Source organism: Nonomuraea sp. CA-218870 (assembly GCF_050936535.1).
In the GTDB taxonomy this organism is placed as follows: Bacteria; Actinomycetota; Actinomycetes; order Streptosporangiales; family Streptosporangiaceae; genus Nonomuraea; species Nonomuraea corallina.
In genome coordinates this window covers 569,504-587,296 of sequence record NZ_JBNJMN010000001.1, presented here as the reverse complement: position 1 = coordinate 587,296, position 17,793 = coordinate 569,504, and the positions used below count along the sequence as shown (strand labels likewise).

The following is a 17,793-nucleotide window of genomic DNA, read 5'->3' as shown; positions in this document are numbered from 1 at the left end:
CGGAAAGGGGCTTGTTAATCTGTATTTCTACAGCTCGAGCCGCGGGCCCCTGCCGCCGCATCAGCCCGAAGGTTGACGCCGCGATCGAGGCCGGCCAGCCCACCCGAAAGGTGAACGTCGCTGACGACACGGGCCGCTACCTCGCGGACCTGTTCGGCGTCACCGCAACACCCGCCTATATCGAGTTCGGCGCGGTCAACGTCCTGATCGGCCGGCACGAGGCCGATGAGTTCGACTAAGGCTGCCTGTCCCAGCTCCTGGCGAACTGGACAAGCCCGACCACCGCCGTGGCGACGATGACCACAGCTCCGGCGCTGAAGCAGAAAGCCGAGACGTTGTCAGCGCCGAGCGCCTTCAGGACGATCCAGCACACGAGGCTCGCGATGATGCCGAGGGCCAGCGACAGCGCCGCAACGAGCGCGCCCATTCCATACCTCCGTTGTGATTCACTTCGTCGATGCGACATGACGCTAAACCGCATCCCAACTCGCGGCGCAAGTTGGGATTTCGCCGAGGATCGCGGAGCCGCAGGTCAGCGCAACAGAAAGAATCGCTAATAGTTTTAGCCATGCTCACGGGAGCATCCATCGACGCGCCAGCGCCGAGGCGGCGTATCACGACTTCGAGCAGGAGTGCGTGGTGGTGCTGCGCACCACCCACCACGTCACCCCACTGGGCATCGAAGCCGCAGTCAAGCTCCATCAGGAGCTGGGAGGCGACACCATGTCGGACGCCCCCGAGGAGCCACACTCGTGAGCGCCGACTTCTACGACTTCGAGGAGGTCACCACCATCAGTGATCAGCACCCCAACCCGTCAACACCAGCCGAGACAGGCCCGACTTGGACACCTACTTCCTCAACATCGCCGAGTGCGCCGCGCTACGAGGCGATTGTGTCCGCGATCGTGTCGGAGCAGTACTGGGGGGCGCTACGACCATGGCTGAGGTGACAGCAGCACTGACAGCAACGTCCCCACACACCGGTGCATCCGCGTCACCGTCCACACGCGCCTGACCACGGGCCTGTCACCCCAGCAGGGTGATTGCTCCGCCTGAGGAGCGGAAGGTCGTTGCGCTTTGGCAGTCAGGGCTCCGTTGTCAGTCTGAATTCGGACGCTCTACGAGGTCACGAGCGAGGTCGGTCAGGTGGGTCAGATGCAGGGTTCGGCCGCCGCTTCCGGGTAGCGGAACGTGTAAGGGGTCGGTCCACTCGGTTGGAATCGCTGCCGGTCCGTACACGGCCCCGGCCAGTCCGCCGGTTACCGCGGGTCAGTACATCTTCGGTCTGCAGTCCGATGTCTTTCGGCTGATCGGCCGCCCATCGCTGGAGGCGGGCGAAGATATCCGGCAGGTCCAAACCGCCACGTTCCAGCAACGACTCGGCTACATGAACGGCCATCTGCGTATCGTCGGTGGCCTCGCCGGCGTCCCAGCCGCCGCCTCCACTCATCTCGCCGCCGGCACCCGGTACCGGAAAGCGGGAGAAGAACGCGCCCGCCGGGCCGAACTCGAAAGGAGCACCCAGCGCATCGCCCACAGCTGAGCCGACGACTGCGCCAACGGCACGCTGCACAAGATTCATACCAGCAGGTTACTTAGCCTGGCAGCGCCGACCGTCTGATGCTTCGCGGCGGGGTGACCGAATCAATCGCAGGAGACGGCGAACGTTGGACCATGACAGGCAGATCGCCGAAGCAGGGCGCTGCGTACAGCAGCGGAATACAGCAACGTCTCCGCACACGATCACATGTCGTCGACCCGCATCTACCGCTTGACCAGGCTCGCGAACCCTCAACGAGGTGACTGGCTCCCGTTTGCAAGCAGGAAGTCAGGAGTTCGAATCTCCTAGGCTCCACCCAGTCAAAAGCCCAGGTCGGAGGGCGTTTTCTCCGCCTGGGCTTTGATTGCTGTTCAGACTTGTCCCGCTTCCGGGCCCGTTGCGTGCCCGATCTCTTCGCCAGTGTCCCTTGGGCCCAGATCATCGAGCCTGCGGGTGATCTCGCGACGGTGGTCGGTCACGCCATCCAGCGGTCCACGACAGCGAGACTCTGGACCACTCGTACGTGGGATTCCGCCGTTCCGCTCCCGACGTGAACCGCACCTCCGCCGATCCGGCAAGCGTGCCCCTACCCGTAGTACTAAAGAGCTACGGGAGAAGTGCACTCCTCGGCAGGACGCCGACCACGAAGTGAGATCCATAGCTTCGACACCCGAAGCATGAGAGAGATCCACTACGGAAGGACCGTCCCCCCATGGTGTCCCACTCACCCGGGAGCCGCCTGCGCCGCACCCTGCTCGCCTCGCTCGTCACCGCGTCGGTGGCGGTGCCGGTCTCGGGTGCGGCCCGAGCCGCAGCCGTCCCCGCGCCCGTCCCCGCCGCCTCTGCCGCTTCGGCCCCGCTGCCGGCCATGACCCCCGCGGCCCTGGACCAGCGGTACACCGTCGGCCGTGCCGCCATCCGTGCGGCCGAACGGACCGCCACCCGTAACGGCGACCGATGGCGGGCCTCGATGCTGCACGCCATGACGGACCCGACGCGCAACTTCCTGTTCTTCGACGGCCGCGACGGCGGCCGTACTGCGGAGGTCTTCGGCGAACTGTCTGGGGCCGGGCGGATCGCTGTGGTGATCCCCGGCGCCGACACCAACCTCGACAAGTACGGACTCCTGCGCGGCGGCTCGATGCGACTGCTGCAGATGCTCGGCAACCGGTCGGCCGTCATCGCCTGGCTTGGCTACCGGACACCTGGCACCGTGAGTCTCGAAGCGATGGCACCCGATCGGGCGGAGGAGGCCGCCCCCAAGCTCCGCGCCTTCATGCGAGAGCTGCGCACCGCCAAACCGGCTGCTCGGATCTCACTGCTGTGCCACTCCTACGGGAGTGTGGTCTGCGCCCGGGCCGCATCTGGGCTGGACGTCGCGGACATCGTCCTGTATGGCAGCGCCGGCACTACCGTCGACAATGCCGCCGCGCTGCACACCCGGGCGACCGTCTGGGCTACCCGGAGCACCGGCGACTGGATCGCCGGAGTACCGCACACGCGGCTTCACCTTCCCTTCGCCACCATCGGGCTCGGCACCGACCCGGTCGACCCGGAGTTCGGCGCCCGCGTCTTCGCGGCGGGCGACGGCGGCCACAGCGACTACCTGTCCGCCGGGTCTCTGTCGCTGCGGAACATCGCCAGGATCGTCTCCGGACAGGCTCCCCTTTGAGGTGGGCAGCGGTGCGTGACCTCATCCGGCGCATCGACGTGGCGACCCCGCCCGGGCGGGACCGCGCCGTCGATGCACTACGCGCCCTGGCCATCTTCGGCGTGGTGCTCGGCCATTGGCTGGTGACCGCTCTGGTCTCCGACAGCGGCACCCTGCACACCACCAGCCCGCTCCGGCACATGCCCCAGCTCGCCCCCGTTTCCTGGCTGTTCCAGACGCTCGCGCTCTTCTTCCTGGTGGGCGGGCAGGTGGGGGCGGCGAGTCACGCCTCGGCTCGCGCCCGGGGCATGGGGTACGGGCGGTGGCTCGGCGCCCGTCTGGTCCAGCTGGTTCGGCCCGTCGCCGCTGTGCTGGTCGTGTGGAGCGTGGCGGCAGGTGCAATGCTCGCTTCCGGGGCCAGTTGGGAGGCTGTACGCACACTGGTCAAACTGGTGTACTTCCCACTGTGGTTCCTGCTGGTCTTCGTAGCGCTGACGGCGGCGACCCCGCTGACCGCCAAACTGCACCCGCTGTGGCCTCTCGCCGCTGTCACTCTCGTCGACCTGGTCCGGTACGGCCTGGACGGGCCCGCCTGGCTCGGTTGGATCAACGTGGTGGCCGGCTGGTCGGTGCCGTACTGCTTAGGCGCGGCCTGGGCCCGCGGCAGTCTGTGCGGCCGTGAGACCGGATGGGCGCTGCTGCTCGGCGGCGCGGCAGCCGTCTTAGGACTCGTCCTGTGGGCCGGTTACCCGCCCGCAATGGTCGGGGTGCCCGGCGCAGCCGTCTCGAACCTAGACCCGCCCACCCTCGCGGTCGTCACCTTTGGGCTCGCCCAGTGCGGAGCGGCCCTGCTGTTGCTCGGCCCGCTGCGGCGGGTGCTACGCCGCCCGGCCGCATGGGTGGCGGTGGCACTGGTCAATTTGTCCGCGATGACGGTCTTCCTCTGGCACCAGACCGCAATGATCGCGGTGACTGCGATCGGCATGTTCGCGAGCGGGCCGCTGCCAGGCCTGCACACCGTCCCCGATGACTTAGGTTGGGTGCTCGCCCGCCTGGCCTGGCTTCCGGCGTTCGCGCTGGCCCTGCTGGTGTGTTGTGCCGCATTCCGTATCCACGAGCAGAGAGGGTCCGGCGGTGTTGAATGTGACAGGCGGCCCGCCGGGGGGCTGGAGGTGTGGCGTGCTTAGGGAGATGGGCGCCATGAGACGGCTGAAGGAGGCGCTGCGGGCGGCACCGAGTAACCTGCGCGACGACCTGTGGACGACGGCGTACGACCCGCTGCCGCGTGCGGGGCGGCCCAGCTGGCGGGACTGGCTTCCGGCGTTCGCGATGCTGTTGTTGCTGCCTGTGGCTGTCCTCGCCGGTTTCAACATCAGCCAGCTTGGTGACCATTATGGGCTTGAGACGTCGTACGCCGCGCTGCTCGGCGGGCTCCAGGCGGTGGCGCTTCTCCTCGCGCTCGTCCAGCCGGTGCCGGCTTGGTGGGCGGTGACGATCGCCATGGTCATCATCGCGGGACTCGCGGAGCCCCGCGTCCCCGTGTTGTTTCCCTGGACCAGCCCCGGGCTCGCCCTGCAGGCCGGGGTGCTGTTCCTGCTGGCGTTGAGGGTCCGCCCCCGGGCCGCGGTCGAGGCGCTGGTGATCACTGTCCTGGCGGGCCTGGCTTGCAGCACGTTCATCTCGCAGGCGCACGGCGACAACGTCGGCGGTGCCGCTGCGATTCTCACCGGCGTGGTGGTGGTGGGCGCCGCGCTGCGCTGCAGCGGGGTGGCCCGTACGGAGCTGGTCAAACAGGAGGAGCTCACGGCCGAGGAGCGGGCCCGGCGCACCTTGCTGGAAGAGCGCAACCGGATCGCCCGTGAACTGCATGATGTGCTCGCCCACCACATGTCGTTGATCTCCATCCAGGCGCAGGTTGCTCCGCACCTGGTCCAGGACCCGCCCGAAGAGTTGAAAGAGAACCTCGCGGGAATCCGTGAGAACGCGGTGAAGGCGCTGACCGAGCTGCGCCGGGTGCTGGGCGTGCTGCGCTCGGAGGAACCCGAGTCGGAGGAGGTACGGCACGCCCCGCAGCCCACCCTCGACCGGCTGGGCGAGTTGGTCGACAATGTGCGCGACGCCGGGCAGACGATCACCACCCGGATCACTGGCGAACCACGTCCGCTGTCACCGGGCATCGAGCTGTCGGCGTTCCGGATCGTTCAGGAGGCGCTCAGCAACGTGATGCGACACGCGTCCGGAACGGAGGCACGGGTGGAGGTCGGGTACCAGCAGGACGCTCTTACCATCCGAGTCACAAACACCGCGCCGAACGCCCCCGCCTCGTACTATCTGGCGGCCGGACACGGGCTGTTGGGCATGCGCGAGCGCACGGCCATGCTGGGCGGCGAACTGGCCGTCGGTCCCACACCCGACGGAGGGTACGAAGTGACCGCGGTCCTGCCCCGCCACTCTTCCACCAAACCGCCCCACCGACCCGATTGAGGGCTTTTCTTGAGTAACATCCGCGTGCTGATCGCCGACGACCAGATGATGGTTCGCCAAGGCTTCACGGTGCTGCTCAACGCCGAACCTGGAATCGAGGTCGTCGGCCAAGCCGTAAACGGTCTCGACGCCGTCGCCAAGGTCGCCGAACTCGCCCCGGACATCGTCTTGATGGACATCCGGATGCCCCAGCTCGGCGGCATCGAGGCGACCCGCCGCATCACGGAACCGGCTGACACCGCCGTCAAGGTCCTCGTTCTGACCACTTTCGACCTCGACGAGTATGTGTACGAGGCGCTGCGCGCAGGTGCCTCGGGTTTTCTGCTGAAGGACGCCTCGGCCGCCGACCTCGCTCAGGCGGTACGTGTGGTGGCGGCCGGCGACGCCCTGCTCGCCCCGAACATCACCAAGCGCCTCATCATCGAGTTCACCCGGATGACTGGTGCCCCCCGCACTCCGATCAAGGATCGCGTCGGCGGCCTGACGGAGCGCGAGTCCGAGGTGCTGTCTCTGATCGCGCAGGGCCTGTCCAACGGGGAGATCGCCGAGCGGCTGGTGGTGGCGGAACAGACGGTGAAGACACATGTGAGCCGCATCCTGGTCAAGCTGGGCCTGCGTGACCGGACCCAGGCTGTGGTCTTCGCGTACGAAACGGGATTGGTGCGCCCGTCCAGACGCTAGGTGATCAACGGTCGAACTACCAGAACTCCAGTCTCGTTGTGCCATATCGCGGAGGCCATGGCAAGGATGCTTTGGGCGACCTGGACTACGACGCCGTCGAAGGTTTCGCAGCTTGTTGTGTCGTTCAGGTGAAGGTGGCCTATGAGGGTTCAGGCGACGGCGATGAGGTGCGGGACCTTCTGAGCATCGGTTCCCCGTCCCGATGGACGCGTAGCCGTACAGCAACCGGTACAGCAACACCCGCCAACGTGATCACACGCCATCAGTCAGCACCTGCCGCCTGACCAGGCCCGGGGGCTCCTCAGGAGGTGACGGGTTCCCGTTTGCAAGCAGGAAGTCAGGAGTTCGAATCTCCTAGGCTCCACCTCGGAAAACGCCGCTTCTCTGATCATGGGAAGCGGTGTTCGTGCCTCTACGTGCCATCAGCCTTGCTTGCGCTGCCTGCGGACCCGTGCGTCCAAGGCGTCGGCGATCCTCTGGTCGGCGTCCCGGGTGGCGTGCTGGTAGATCAGCGCGGCACGGTCGCTGTCGTGTCCCATGCGCGCCTTGAGATCGGCCAAGCTGGCTCCGGACCGCGCGGCCAGGGTGTTGCCCGTGTGGCGCAGATCGTGAAAGTGCACGCCCTGGCGAGGATGTAGCGGCGCGGCAGCCCGCCGACTCTTGGCTTGACTTGCGATGGACTCGTGTAATTTACTTGCATGCACATGCAGCTAATCGGGAAGGCGTTCATGGTGCTGCAGCTCGCCCAGGAACGAGGCAGAGCCGAGGCCTACACCGAGGCGATGTTCAAGGCATTCTTCCAACAGGACCGGGACATCGGTGCGGACGAAGTGATAACCGACGTCGCCACCTCGGTCGGCCTCGACCACGCCGAGGCCTGCATCGCCCACGTCGCGGCCCGTGGGCTGCCCTTCGTCGGCGTCCTCGTCGATGCCACCGGGAAGATGATCTCGGAGGTCGGAGTCAACCGGGCCACGGAGACCGGCGACCCGACCGCGCACGCCGAGGTCGTCGCGATGCGCGACGCCATGACCACCCATGGTCTCGACACTCTGACCGGCACCGTGCTGCTCGCCACTGGGGAGCCGTGCGGGCTGTCCCGCTATCTGCGCACCACCATCACCGCCAGGAACGCGCCCGCGCGTCCGTACACCGAAACGGGAGAAACACCATCATGAGCTGGCTCTACCTGGGCATCGCCGTCATCTTCGAGATCGCCGTCGGCCTCGCGGCGGGCAAGGCGCAAGGCTTCACGAAACTGTGGTGGACCATCGGCACCCTGGTGAGCGGCGCGATCGCCACCTTCTTCCTCAGCCTCGCCCTGCTGACCTTCGACGTAGGGGTCGGCTACGCCCTGTGGACCTCCCTGGCAGGCGTCGGGATAGTCATCATCGGCGCCCTCTTCCTCTCCCAGCGCCTGACCTGGCAGAAGCTCCTCGGCATCGCCGTCGTGATCGCCGGAGTCGTCGGCCTCAACCTCGCCGGAACCGTCTAGTTCCTGCTCATCCGATCAGCGCGAAGGACACGAATCCCCATGACCACCACATCACAGACCGTCACCTCGCCCGGCACGGAGAAGAAGGCCGGCCCTTGGGCGGCACTGCTCCTGGCCGGAGCCTTCGAGGTTGGCTACGCCCTCAGCGTCAACGGCAGCCAAGGCTTCACCAACCCTGCCTGGTCGATCGTCGCGATCGTCTTCTTCCTGTTCACGCTGTTCTTCCTCAGCGTCGCCCTGAAGAGGATCGACGTCGGCATCGGGTACGCCGTCTGGGCCGGCATCGGCGCCATCGGAGCAGCGCTCCTCGGACCGGTCTTCTTCGACGAAACCCTCACCCCCCTCAAGGGATTCTGGCTGGCCGTGATCGTCACCGGAGTCGTCTGGCTCAAACTCGCCGACAGCCCCAAACTCGAACGAGCCCGGGCGATGAACTGAACCGACCGTGAACCGGCGTAAAGCGGGCCGCCCGGCACGGTCAGAAGGCCGAGTCCGAATTCCAGGCTCCCACCCTTGGGTAGAAGGCGACCCCGTGATCGGGAATTGCGCCTGCTACCCAGGGTGGAGTTCCCCGCGTGGCTGAGCGAGATACCGACCCGTTCGTCGTCAGGCCTGGATCCGCTTCTCGTGCCAGGTGTAGGGGAGGTAGACGCTGTCAGGCCCGGTCAATACGCCGTAGACCTGCCAGAAGCTGTTGGGGACGAGTGTGAAGCGGAAGATCTTGTCGCCGGGCCGGTCGTCCACGAACACGGTCTGTGTCTGGTTGGCCCAGCTTCGCACTTCGATCGTGAAGGTGGAGGTGTCCGGGATGTCGAGGCAGACCTCGTACGTGGCCTCTGACGGGATGCCGTAACGGTAGGCGAAACCGTCCACCGCGGGCCTCTCGGCGTTGGTGGGGGCGTAGCTCTCCACGGTCCGGGTGTACGCGCCTGCGGAGCAGTCGATCGTGGAGGTGGCTGCGGATGCGGGACTGATGCCGGTGAGTGTGGCGCCGAGGACGCCGGCGGCGACGAAAACGGAGATGGTGCGCTTCATGCCTCTCCTCATCCGTTCAGTGATTCTCCAACCAAGTAGTTGAAGCGTGAACTGATTCTGACGTGGCCGCCGGATCTTTACAAGCCCTCGTCAATCCATGAATTTTCGGAGTAAATCTGGCCTCTCCAGCGGCGCGGCTATCCGGAAAGGAAGGCGCAGGCCACAAGGAAGAGGGCCAGAACCGGACCACGCTGCCGCCACTACAGGTGTGGCGCGCTGACCAGGGCGGCCAGCGGGTAGGCGAACAACCCGGCGACCGCCGCTGTCCTCAAATTCCGGAGTGGCCGGTCAGGTGATGTCGAGTACGGCCTTGCCGTGCAGGCGGCGGTCCAGGAGGGCGTCCATCGCCTCGGCGGTCTTGGCCCAGGGGCCGCGCCAGGAGATCTGCGGGGTGAGCACGCCCGAGGCGACCTTGGCGGCGAGCCAGGTGAGGTCGGGGCCGAGGCCGGACTCGCCGGGCAGGTAGAAGGAGACGATCGAACGGTCATGGCCGCGGTCGCCGGACAGCATCGTGTACGGGAAGGTCTCGCCCTCGCCGGTCACCCTGCCCACGGCGACGAGGGCGCCGCCGGGGGCGAGGCGGTCGTAGGCCGCGACGAGGGCGTGGCCGCCCACCATGTCGAGGACGCCGTACACCGGTTCGTCCACGTCCACGTCGTCCGGGCCCGCCACGACCTCGTCGGCGCCGAGGGATCGCAGGGCGTCGCCGTGGGCGCTGGGGTCGCCTGTGGAGGCCACGACGTGGGCGCCGGCGAGCCGGGCGAGCTGGACGGCGTACCTGCCGACGCCTCCGGTGGCGCCGGTGATCAGCACCCGCCTGCCGAGGACCGGGCCGAGGCGGCGCAGGGCTCGCAGGGCCGAGAGTCCGGCGACGGGGATCGTGCTGATCGCGCCGGGGTCCGCGTCCTCGGGCGCGGCGCCCATCATGCCGGTGTTCACCGCGCGCTGTTCGGCCCAGGCGCCGGCCAGGCCGAGGGTGACCACCGGGGTGCCGGCGGGCGGGCTGGATCCGTCGTCGGCCGGCCGTACCACCACTCCGGCGGCGTCCCAGCCCAGGACCACGCCCGCCGGCGCACCTTGCCGCGCCATGGACGCTTCGCCGTGGTTGAGGGACGTGGCGGTCACGCGGACGAGAGCCTCGTCCGGCGCGGGGACGGGGTCGGGCGTCTCGCCCAGGCGGAGGCCGCCGGGGGCCTCGGGGTCGGTGATCAATGCGCGCATGGTGTGCCTTCCGTCAGAGCGTGGTCGCCTCTGACGGACACTATAACGCCACTGAGTGGCATAAACCTTCGAGGGGCGTTAGCTCATCGGTTACACTTTGCGGGTGGACAGCACAGCATCGAGCCGCCCGGCCGTGCTCGCCCGCCGGGTGATGACCGAGGACGAGCTGTGTGACCTGCCGCTGCGCGAGCGCAAGAAGGCGCGGACCCGGCAGGCGCTGATCGACACGGCGCTGGAGTTGTTCACCGAGCGCGGCTTCGACGGCGTGACCCTCGACGAGCTGTGTGACGCGGTGGAGATCTCCAAGCGCACGTTCTTCCGTACCTTCACCAGCAAGGAGGACGTGGCCGGCGCGCCCACCCAGGACCTGTGGATCGCGTTCCTCGACGACATCGAGTCCCGCGATCCCGCGGGCGCCGCGGTCCTGCCGTTCCTGTGCGACGCGCTGCTGGCCGTCATCGACCGGATGCCCGCCGAAGGATGGACCCGCCGCGTCCTGCTCAACCTGCGGCTGGCCGAGAAGACCCCGTCGCTGGACGCGCACTGCCGTCACCTGTGCGACCTCATCACCCGCAGCGCCCTCGACATCCTGGCCCGCCGCTTCGACGTGCCGCCCGAGCGCGACGATCCACGCCTCCGCCTGGCCCTCGACATGGCGGTCGCGGCCTTCCACCACGCCCTGGAGGGATGGGCCGCCGACCCGGCCGAACCCACCCGCGCCTCGCTGGCGGCCCGCATGCGCGACACCTTCGCCGCCGTCCCCGGCGCCCTGACCCTGACCCTCACGCCCCGCTAGCCGGTACGCCCTCGGCCGTGCCGTGAACCCGCGCTCGCCCCGGCCGGAGCGCGGGCCGGCGCGTTCACCGGGTGAGGGCGGCCAGCATGAGACGCCGTGCGCGCGCCGGCGCGGTGTCGTCGGCGAGGAGCTGAATCTCCTGGTTGGCCGACATCGCGAGCCCGGTCAGGGCCGTCACGAGGTCGTCCGCGTCCAACGTCGTGGTGATGTCGCCCGCGGTCTGCGCGATCACGATCTGCTCGCGCAGGAAGGCCCGCCACCGGGTCACGGTGGCGAGGAGCGCGTCCCGCAGCTCGCCTGGGCGGCCATCCAGCTCACAGGATGCTGCGGTGATGAAGCAACCGTTGGGGAAAGGGCTGCTGTCCAGGTAGTCGCACCACAGATCGATCACCATGCGCAGGCGTGGCAGACCCTGCTCCGCCTCCAAGCTCGGCGCGACGACGGCGGCGATGAACAGGTCGGCCGCCTTGGTCAGCACGGCGAGCTGCAGTTCGGCGCGGGACCCGAAGGGGCCGACGACGCCTGCCTTGCTCATGCCGAGGGCTTCGGCCAGGGAGCCGATGGTCAGTGCGTGGAGGCCGTCGGCCGAGGCCTTCGTCACGCCGGTGGCCACGATCCGGTCGCGGGTCAGCTGGGCGGCCTCGGCTGATCTCCTCATGGTTGACCAGTTTAGCGTACGATCGTACGCTATCTCATCAGCGAACGATCGTACGCTAAAAGGGGTCTGAGAATGCGTGTTCGGTGGCTGGGCTGGGCCGGGGTGGAACTGGAAGCGCAGGGTCACAGTGTGGTGATCGACCTGCTCGGCCGCCCGGAGGGAGTGCTGGAGGGCACGCCGTTGTCGGCGCCCATGCCGCAGGTCGTCCGGCCGCGCACCGAGGGAGACGTGATCGCCGGGCTCTGCACCCACCTGCACCGGGACCACACCGACGCCGCCGCACTGGCCGAAGCGCTCCGCCCCGACGGCCAGGTGTTGCACCCCATGTCCTTCGGCGGCGACGACCACGAGAACCTGTGGACGCTCAAGGCCGACCGCGAACTCGACGAACGGCACCTGTCCCGGCGCCCGATGGGTCTGTGGGAGACCATCACCATCGGCCCCTTCACGATCGCCGCCGTTCCAGCCGTCGACACCTTGGGTGATCCGCAGGTGTCCTGGGCCGTGGAAGCCGGCGGGAAGCGGGTGCTGCACCTGGGTGACAGCATGTTCCACGGCTACTGGTGGCGCGCCGCCCGCCGGTTCGGGCCGTTCGACGCGGTGCTCACCCCCATCAACGGGCCGACCGTGTGCTTCCCGCACTGTCAGCCGCCGAGCCCTTATCCGGCCTCCCTCGACGCCGGCCAGGCGGCCGTGGCCGCACGCCTGCTGGGAGCGAGAGTCGTGATGCCGATCCACTACGACGGGTTCCACATCGACGGCTTCTACGAGACGCGGCCCGATGAGCTTTCCCGCTTCCTGGACGCGACCTCGGCCGAGCCCTATGAGGTCGCCGCCCTCACACAGGGCGAGGACATCACCCTCTGAGAGGCGTCTCTCCGGATCAATCGCAAGCAGTATCCCGACCGGTGAAGCTGCGTTCCCCGGCGACGATACGGCCGTCCGCCGAGTCACCGGCCCGCGTCAAAGGCCGCTGACCCGGCATCGCGGAGTCCGCGTTCTCTCGTCAAGAGCCTCCCGGGGGTGTGGCGCCTGGTTGAACCAGTTGCCCCAGCGGGCGATGGCCTGCCCGAACGCGATGCCGGGTGCGACCGTGTCGGCCACGGCGTGACGGTAGCCGATGCCCGCTCCCCGGTCGCATGCTCCCCACGTTCGCCGATCCCCGTCGTCCGGGAGGGGTCAGCGGCTGACGGCTCTCTTGTACAGGCGCATGGCCAGCGGCACGAACACCACCAGCAGGACGACCGACCAGAGCAGCGACACCGGCACGGCGTGCCGCAGCGGCCAGGCGGTGGGGGCGGGCATGGCGGCGCTGGTGTTGCCGAACAGTTCACGGGCGGCCTGGACCAGCGTGGAGACCGGGTTCCATTCGGCGATCAGCCGGAGCGGGCCGGGCAGGACGGTGCTGTCGACGAAGGCGTTGGACAGGAACACCAGCGGCAGCGACACGAGCGTGGCCACGTTGTTGAAGACCTCGGGGGTGCGCAGCGACAGCGCGACCGTCGCCGTCACCCAGGAGAAGGCGTACGCGAACAGCAGCAGCATCAGGAACCCGAGTGCGGCCTCCCCGGGCGAGCTGTGGACGCGCCAGCCGACGAGCAGTCCGACGGCCACCATGGTCACGATGCTGGTGACGTTCATGATGAGGTCGCTGACGGTCTGGCCGGTCAGCACCGCCGAGGGGGACATCGGCAGCGTGCGGAACCGGTCGAAAATGCCCTTCCGCATGTCCAGGGTGAGCGTGTAGCCGGTGATCTGCGCGCTGGTGACGATCGTCATCACGAAGATCCCGGGGAGCATGTAGTCGCCGTACGAGATGCCCGGCAGATTGATCATGCTGCCGAAGACGTAGGTGAACAGCAGCACGAACACGATGGGCAGTATGACCACGCCGCCGAGCAGGTCGGGAGCGCGCCGGATCTTCAGGGCGTTGCGCTTGGCGATCGTCATGCCGTCGGCGACGGCCAGGTGGAGGGCGTTCATCGGACGGTCTCCTCGGTCTTCGCGTCGGTCTCGTGCCCCGTGAGGGTCAGGAACACGTCGTCCATGGTCGGCCGTCGCAGCCCCGCGTCGCGTACGGTGATCCGCTCGGCGGCGAGGCGGCCGAGCGCGTCGGCGAGTGTGGCGGTGCCTGCGGTGGCGGGGATCGTCAGCCGCAGCGCGGCGGCGTCACCCTGGAGGTCGTCGGCCGCCAGGGGCGTGAGCGCGCGGGTGGCGGCGGTCAGGTCCGCGGCGCTCGTCACCGACAGCTCGATCCGGTCGCCGCCGACCTGGCTCTTGAGCTGGTCGGGGGTGCCGAGCGCGATCACGCGGCCGCGGTCGACGACCGCGACGCGGTCGGCGAGCCGGTCGGCCTCCTCCAGGTACTGGGTGGTGAGCAGCACGGTCGTGCCCGCCCCGACGAGCCCGGAGATGACGTCCCACAGGCTCGTCCTGGCCCGCGGGTCCAGGCCGGTGGTGGGCTCGTCGAGGAACAGCACCGGCGGGTCGGCGACCAGCGCGCCGGCCAGGTCGAGGCGGCGCCGCATGCCGCCCGAGTAGCCCTGCACCGGGCGGTCGGCGGCCTCCGTCAGGTCGAAGCGCTCCAGCAGCTCTCGGGCGCGCTCCCGGCTGCGTTCGACGCCCAGGTGGTAGAGGCGGCCGACCATCTCCAGGTTCTCGGCGCCGGTGAGGTGGTCGTCGACGGCGGCGTACTGGCCGGAGGCGCCGATGACGGACCTCAGCCGGCGCGCGTCGCGCACGACGTCGTACCCGGCCACGGTGGCGCGCCCGGCGTCGGGCCGCAGCAGCGTGGTCAGGATCCGCACGGCGGTGGTCTTGCCGGCGCCGTTGGGGCCGAGTAAGCCCAGCACCGTTCCCTCCGGAACGGTCAGATCGACCCCGTCGAGTGCGGTCACGCCGCCGTACCTCTTGACGAGGCCTTCGGCCACGATCGCGTCAGGCATGATGATCTCCTTGCTGTTGTCAGGAACGGTGGATGGCGATGTCGCCGTGGGCCGTGTGCGCCCGGACTTCGACGACGTGGTCGGATTCGGTGGGGCCGTCGCTCGGGTCGAGGGCGACGTCGACGGTGCCGTACCGGGAGCTCACGTCGAGCCAGGCGGCGCTGCCCTCGCGGATGCCCAGCTCCAGCCCGCCGCCGGTGGTCTCCAGGACGACCGAGCCGGAGATCATCTCGCCGATGCGCAGGCTCCCGTACGCCGTCTTGGCGGCGACTCCGGCCAGGGCGCGGTCCACGGTGGCGTCGCTGTGGGCCGCGGTCAGCCGGAGATCGCCGGTGATCTCGCGGAGGCGGATCTCGCCGTGCGAGTTCCTGATCAGCGCGGTGCCGTCGATCTCGCCGACGCGGATGTCTCCGTGGGTCGAGGTGATCTCGGCGTGCCCGGACGCGCGGTGGACGGAGATGTCGCCGTACGTGCTCTTCAGCCGCAGCCGGCCGGCCTGTTCCACCTGGATGTCGCCGTAGGAGGTGACGAACTCCACCTCGCCGAGCGGCCCTCGGCAGCGCAGGGACGCCGCCGACCTGATGTCGAGCCGGGACCCCGCGGGCAGGTCGACGGTCACGTCGACCGAGCCGCCCTGGCCGTGCAGCAGCGTGCGCGCCCAGGCCGCGGGCGACCGTACGAGGGCGTCGATCGACAGGCCGGCGGACGGCTCCCGGTCGCCGCGCACGAGCAGCCTGCCGTCGGCGTACTCGACCTCGGTGCGGCGGGCGGCCGCCACGTCGGTCTCGTCGGTCTCGTCGCTGGGACGCACCTCGACCACCGTGTCGGCGCGGTCGCCGGCGTTGATCCGGACGTTGGCGGTCGGCAGCTCGATGAGCACGAGGACGGGCTCGGGCGTGTCGTAGGCGGGCATGACGGTCCCCTCGTCGGTGTTCGGCCTGGTCATCAGCGGACCCAGCCGCTGTAGCGGGTGCCGCTGCGCCGGGGCGCGCGGCTCGTCTCGGCGGGGTCGAGCGCGGCGGAGACGGCGCGGACCAGCCAGGCGTTGACCGACAGCCCGTCGCGGGCGGCGGCCTCCTCGATGCGCGGCTTGAGGTGTTCGGGGACCCGGAGGGAGATCCGGGACGTGCCGCCCTCGTCGGTGTCGGGAGGCGGCGGCGGGGCGGGCGGCGTCGTGGCGGGCGCCGTCGTGGCGAGTCGTTCGCCCGTGGGCTCGAACGGCCCGCCGCCGGGTGGCGTCACGACGAAGCCGGGGTCCCGGCCGCGCAGGCGCACCTCCACAGAGCCGGGCGCGAGCTCGCCGGTGATCTCGTCGGCGGCTGCGGACAGCGCCTCCAGCAGCGCGAGCCGGGTGGCCGACTCCAGTGTGGCGGCCAGCCGCTCACCCAGCGCGCGGGCCTCGTCGCCGCCGGCCGCTGCGGCGACGGCGAGCTCGCGCCGGAGGCTGTCGACATAGGGTGCAAGGTCCATGACGCCATTATGACATCATGATGACGCCATCGACAATGCCTTATCGGCTTCGATGGCGTCATGACGCTGTCGTGGCGCCTCAGGATGAACCGCGGCCGGGGCGGGGGTGCGCTTCGGCTAGTCCCAGCGGAAGAACACGGCGGCGATCACGGTGCCGAGCACCGTGCTCACGCCGAGGCCGATCACCTGGGCGGCCCCGAGGGGCGCGCCGACCCAGGCGGCCGACAGGGCCTGGAGTCCGGCTCCGAACGGGAGCCACTGCCCGGTGACCGCCACCGCCTCCGGCAGGTTGGACACCCCGCCGAACATGCCGCCGGTCGCGCCCATCAGGAAGAACGCGGTCAGGCCGATCGCCACGGCGGAGTTCGGGGTCGGCGCGAGGGCGGCGACGATCAGGCCCACGGCGTACATGGCGGCCACCGTCAGCGCCAGCACGCCGAGCGCGACGCCGACGCGGACCGGCGGGTTGGCCCCGAACGCGACCACGGCGAGGACCCAGGCCGCCGCGACGCCCACGGCGATCTGCAGCATCCCCACGACGGCCTGGGCGACCAGCACCATCAACGGCGAGGCGGGCGTCACACCGAGCCGGCGCAGGATACCGGCGCGCCGGTAGTAGGCCAGGAGACCCGGCATGTTGACGACGCCCGTGGTGGCCACCACCATCGTGAACACCAGCGGCAGCACGAACACGTCCAGCGCGGTGCGGCCGTGCGCGACAACCTGGTCCCCGGCCGACGAGGCGTTCATCACCAGGATCAGCATGGGCAGGCCGATCGGCACGATCAGCCCGGCGGTGTCGCGGGCCACCGTCTTGAGCTCGCAGATCAGCATCTGGGCGAAGGCCCTCGGGCCGGGGCGGCGCACGGCGACGTCCGTCATCGCTTCTCCTCCTCGGGGTCGAGCCGGCTGCCGGTCAGGGCGACGAACGCGTCGTCCAGTCCCGCCTGTTCGCTGCGGGTCCCGGTGGCCACGACGCCGGCCCGGACGAGCGCCACGCTGACCGCCTGGAGCAGGTCCCCTCGGCCCTCGACGACCACCCGGCCGCCCTCCGCGCGCACGCGCTCCACCCCGGCCAGCCCTTCCAGAAGCCCTTCCGGTACGGGGGAGACCGCGCGGATGGTGACCCGCTGGGCGAACCCGGCCCGTTCGACCAGCCCGGCGGGTGAATCGACGGCGACGACCCGGCCGGCGTCGAGCAGCGCGACCCGGTCGCACAGCCGCTCGACCTCCTCCATGGCGTGGCTGACGAGCAGGACGGTCACCCCGGTGTCACGCAGCGCCTCGACGGCGGTCCACATGTGGCGGCGCGCCTCGGGGTCGAGGCCGGTGGTGAGCTCGTCCAGGATCACCACCCGGGGCCGTCCGATGAGCGCCAGCGCGATGGACAGGCGTTGCGCCTGCCCGCCGGACAGGTTCTCGAAGCGGGTGCGGCCCGAGGCGGTCAGGCCGACGGACTCGATCAGCTCGCCGGCGGGCACCGGGTCGCGGTAGAAGGTCGCGTACAGGCGGACCAGTTCGGTCACGGTCAGCGCGGCGTGGAGGGTGGCGTCCTGAAGCTGGACGCCGAGGACCTGGCGCAGGCGGGTGCGGTCGCGCAGGGAGTCGAGGCCGAGGACGCGGACGGCGCCGCGGTCGGGCTTGCGGACTCCGGCGATCAGCTCGACGGTGGTCGTCTTGCCCGCGCCGTTCCTTCCGAGGATGCCGAAGATCTCTCCGGCGTCGATGGACAGGCTGACGTCGTCCACGGCGGTCTTGGCGCGGTAGCGCTTGTGCAGCCGTTCGGCTACGACGGCGGGTGATGAGGGCATGTCTCG

At 69.4% G+C, this 17,793-nt stretch carries 23 protein-coding genes; 10 read left to right on the top strand and 13 right to left on the bottom strand.

Annotation, left to right across the window (positions count from 1 at the left end; genetic code table 11):
* The first annotated feature begins 110 nt into the window (after positions 1–110).
* Positions 111–239: a hypothetical protein gene (locus ACQEUU_RS02865; RefSeq protein ID WP_433059878.1), complete on the top strand. Its 129-nt coding sequence runs from the start codon at positions 111–113 to the stop codon at positions 237–239.
* Here the strand turns inward: ACQEUU_RS02865 and ACQEUU_RS02860 are convergent.
* Positions 236–427 (bottom strand): hypothetical protein, encoded by a 192-nt coding sequence (locus tag ACQEUU_RS02860; RefSeq protein WP_433059875.1) that lies wholly within the window; start codon positions 425–427, stop codon positions 236–238. The genes ACQEUU_RS02865 and ACQEUU_RS02860 overlap by 4 nt on opposite strands.
* 699 nt (positions 428–1,126) lie before the next feature.
* Positions 1,127–1,582, bottom strand: a complete 456-nt coding sequence (locus tag ACQEUU_RS02855; RefSeq protein WP_433059872.1) for an ADP-ribosylglycohydrolase family protein — start codon at positions 1,580–1,582, stop codon at positions 1,127–1,129.
* A gap of 670 nt (positions 1,583–2,252) precedes the next feature.
* Between ACQEUU_RS02855 and ACQEUU_RS02850 the strand changes: the two genes are divergently transcribed.
* The 4 genes from ACQEUU_RS02850 to ACQEUU_RS02835 are packed head-to-tail and all read left to right on the top strand — an operon-like array spanning position 2,253 to position 6,356.
* Complete coding sequence (locus ACQEUU_RS02850; protein ID WP_433059869.1) at positions 2,253–3,212, top strand: alpha/beta hydrolase; 960 nt, start codon at positions 2,253–2,255, stop codon at positions 3,210–3,212.
* Positions 3,213–3,223: 11 nt separating this feature from the next.
* On the top strand, positions 3,224–4,378 hold the full coding sequence (locus tag ACQEUU_RS02845; protein ID WP_433059866.1) for an acyltransferase family protein: 1,155 nt from the start codon (positions 3,224–3,226) through the stop codon (positions 4,376–4,378).
* 13 nt (positions 4,379–4,391) lie between these two features.
* A complete protein-coding gene (locus ACQEUU_RS02840) occupies positions 4,392–5,675 on the top strand; it encodes a sensor histidine kinase (RefSeq protein ID WP_433059863.1) in 1,284 nt (427 codons plus the stop codon).
* Between the two features lie 18 nt (positions 5,676–5,693).
* Positions 5,694–6,356 (top strand): response regulator, encoded by a 663-nt coding sequence (locus ACQEUU_RS02835; protein WP_433071712.1) that lies wholly within the window; start codon positions 5,694–5,696, stop codon positions 6,354–6,356.
* 422 nt (positions 6,357–6,778) lie between these two features.
* Here ACQEUU_RS02835 and ACQEUU_RS02830 read toward each other — a convergent pair whose 3' ends face one another.
* Positions 6,779–6,976, bottom strand: coding sequence for a hypothetical protein (locus ACQEUU_RS02830; protein WP_433059860.1), 198 nt, complete (start codon positions 6,974–6,976; stop codon positions 6,779–6,781).
* 108 nt (positions 6,977–7,084) lie between these two features.
* Here ACQEUU_RS02830 and ACQEUU_RS02825 point away from each other — a divergent pair, with 108 nt between their 5' ends.
* From ACQEUU_RS02825 to ACQEUU_RS02815, 3 genes are read left to right on the top strand one after another with little or no spacing between them, the layout of a single operon-like run.
* Positions 7,085–7,534: a DsbA family protein gene (locus ACQEUU_RS02825; protein WP_433059857.1), complete on the top strand. Its 450-nt coding sequence runs from the start codon at positions 7,085–7,087 to the stop codon at positions 7,532–7,534.
* The gene (locus tag ACQEUU_RS02820; RefSeq protein ID WP_433059855.1) at positions 7,531–7,851 is read left to right on the top strand and encodes a DMT family transporter; all 321 of its coding nucleotides are present in this window, start codon (positions 7,531–7,533) and stop codon (positions 7,849–7,851) included. Before ACQEUU_RS02825 ends, ACQEUU_RS02820 begins: the two co-directional genes overlap by 4 nt.
* 39 nt (positions 7,852–7,890) lie before the next feature.
* The gene (locus ACQEUU_RS02815; RefSeq protein ID WP_433059852.1) at positions 7,891–8,289 is read left to right on the top strand and encodes a DMT family transporter; all 399 of its coding nucleotides are present in this window, start codon (positions 7,891–7,893) and stop codon (positions 8,287–8,289) included.
* Positions 8,290–8,457: 168 nt separating this feature from the next.
* On the opposite strand, the gene ACQEUU_RS02810 is transcribed toward ACQEUU_RS02815, so the two are convergent.
* Entirely contained in the window at positions 8,458–8,886 is a 429-nt protein-coding gene (locus ACQEUU_RS02810) for a hypothetical protein (RefSeq protein WP_433059849.1), read from the bottom strand.
* A 288-nt stretch (positions 8,887–9,174) separates the two neighbouring features.
* Complete coding sequence (locus tag ACQEUU_RS02805; protein ID WP_433059846.1) at positions 9,175–10,107, bottom strand: zinc-binding dehydrogenase; 933 nt, start codon at positions 10,105–10,107, stop codon at positions 9,175–9,177.
* A gap of 103 nt (positions 10,108–10,210) precedes the next feature.
* Here ACQEUU_RS02805 and ACQEUU_RS02800 point away from each other — a divergent pair, with 103 nt between their 5' ends.
* Positions 10,211–10,903, top strand: coding sequence for a TetR family transcriptional regulator (locus ACQEUU_RS02800; RefSeq protein ID WP_433059843.1), 693 nt, complete (start codon positions 10,211–10,213; stop codon positions 10,901–10,903).
* A 64-nt stretch (positions 10,904–10,967) separates the two neighbouring features.
* Here the strand turns inward: ACQEUU_RS02800 and ACQEUU_RS02795 are convergent, their stop codons facing one another.
* Complete coding sequence (locus ACQEUU_RS02795; RefSeq protein WP_433059840.1) at positions 10,968–11,561, bottom strand: TetR/AcrR family transcriptional regulator; 594 nt, start codon at positions 11,559–11,561, stop codon at positions 10,968–10,970.
* Between the two features lie 72 nt (positions 11,562–11,633).
* Between ACQEUU_RS02795 and ACQEUU_RS02790 the strand changes: the two genes are divergently transcribed.
* Positions 11,634–12,428: an MBL fold metallo-hydrolase gene (locus ACQEUU_RS02790; RefSeq protein ID WP_433059837.1), complete on the top strand. Its 795-nt coding sequence runs from the start codon at positions 11,634–11,636 to the stop codon at positions 12,426–12,428.
* 96 nt (positions 12,429–12,524) lie between these two features.
* On the opposite strand, the gene ACQEUU_RS02785 is transcribed toward ACQEUU_RS02790, so the two are convergent.
* From ACQEUU_RS02785 to ACQEUU_RS02755, 7 genes are all read right to left on the bottom strand, one after another.
* Positions 12,525–12,665 carry a prolipoprotein diacylglyceryl transferase family protein gene (locus ACQEUU_RS02785; RefSeq protein WP_433059834.1) on the bottom strand — a complete coding sequence of 47 codons (141 nt, stop codon included), beginning with the start codon at positions 12,663–12,665 and terminating at the stop codon, positions 12,525–12,527.
* A gap of 75 nt (positions 12,666–12,740) precedes the next feature.
* Positions 12,741–13,544, bottom strand: a complete 804-nt coding sequence (locus ACQEUU_RS02780) for an ABC transporter permease (RefSeq protein ID WP_433059831.1) — start codon at positions 13,542–13,544, stop codon at positions 12,741–12,743.
* Positions 13,541–14,506 (bottom strand): ATP-binding cassette domain-containing protein, encoded by a 966-nt coding sequence (locus tag ACQEUU_RS02775; RefSeq protein WP_433059828.1) that lies wholly within the window; start codon positions 14,504–14,506, stop codon positions 13,541–13,543. The genes ACQEUU_RS02780 and ACQEUU_RS02775 overlap by 4 nt, the downstream gene beginning before the upstream one ends.
* Before the next feature lie 19 nt (positions 14,507–14,525).
* On the bottom strand, positions 14,526–15,452 hold the full coding sequence (locus ACQEUU_RS02770) for a DUF4097 family beta strand repeat-containing protein (RefSeq protein WP_433059826.1): 927 nt from the start codon (positions 15,450–15,452) through the stop codon (positions 14,526–14,528).
* Entirely contained in the window at positions 15,452–15,976 is a 525-nt protein-coding gene (locus ACQEUU_RS02765; RefSeq protein WP_433059823.1) for a hypothetical protein, read from the bottom strand. Before ACQEUU_RS02765 ends, ACQEUU_RS02770 begins: the two co-directional genes overlap by 1 nt.
* Before the next feature lie 117 nt (positions 15,977–16,093).
* Entirely contained in the window at positions 16,094–16,858 is a 765-nt protein-coding gene (locus ACQEUU_RS02760; RefSeq protein WP_433059820.1) for an ABC transporter permease, read from the bottom strand.
* Positions 16,855–17,787: an ABC transporter ATP-binding protein gene (locus tag ACQEUU_RS02755; protein WP_433059817.1), complete on the bottom strand. Its 933-nt coding sequence runs from the start codon at positions 17,785–17,787 to the stop codon at positions 16,855–16,857. Before ACQEUU_RS02755 ends, ACQEUU_RS02760 begins: the two co-directional genes overlap by 4 nt.
* Positions 17,788–17,793: the final 6 nt, after the last annotated feature.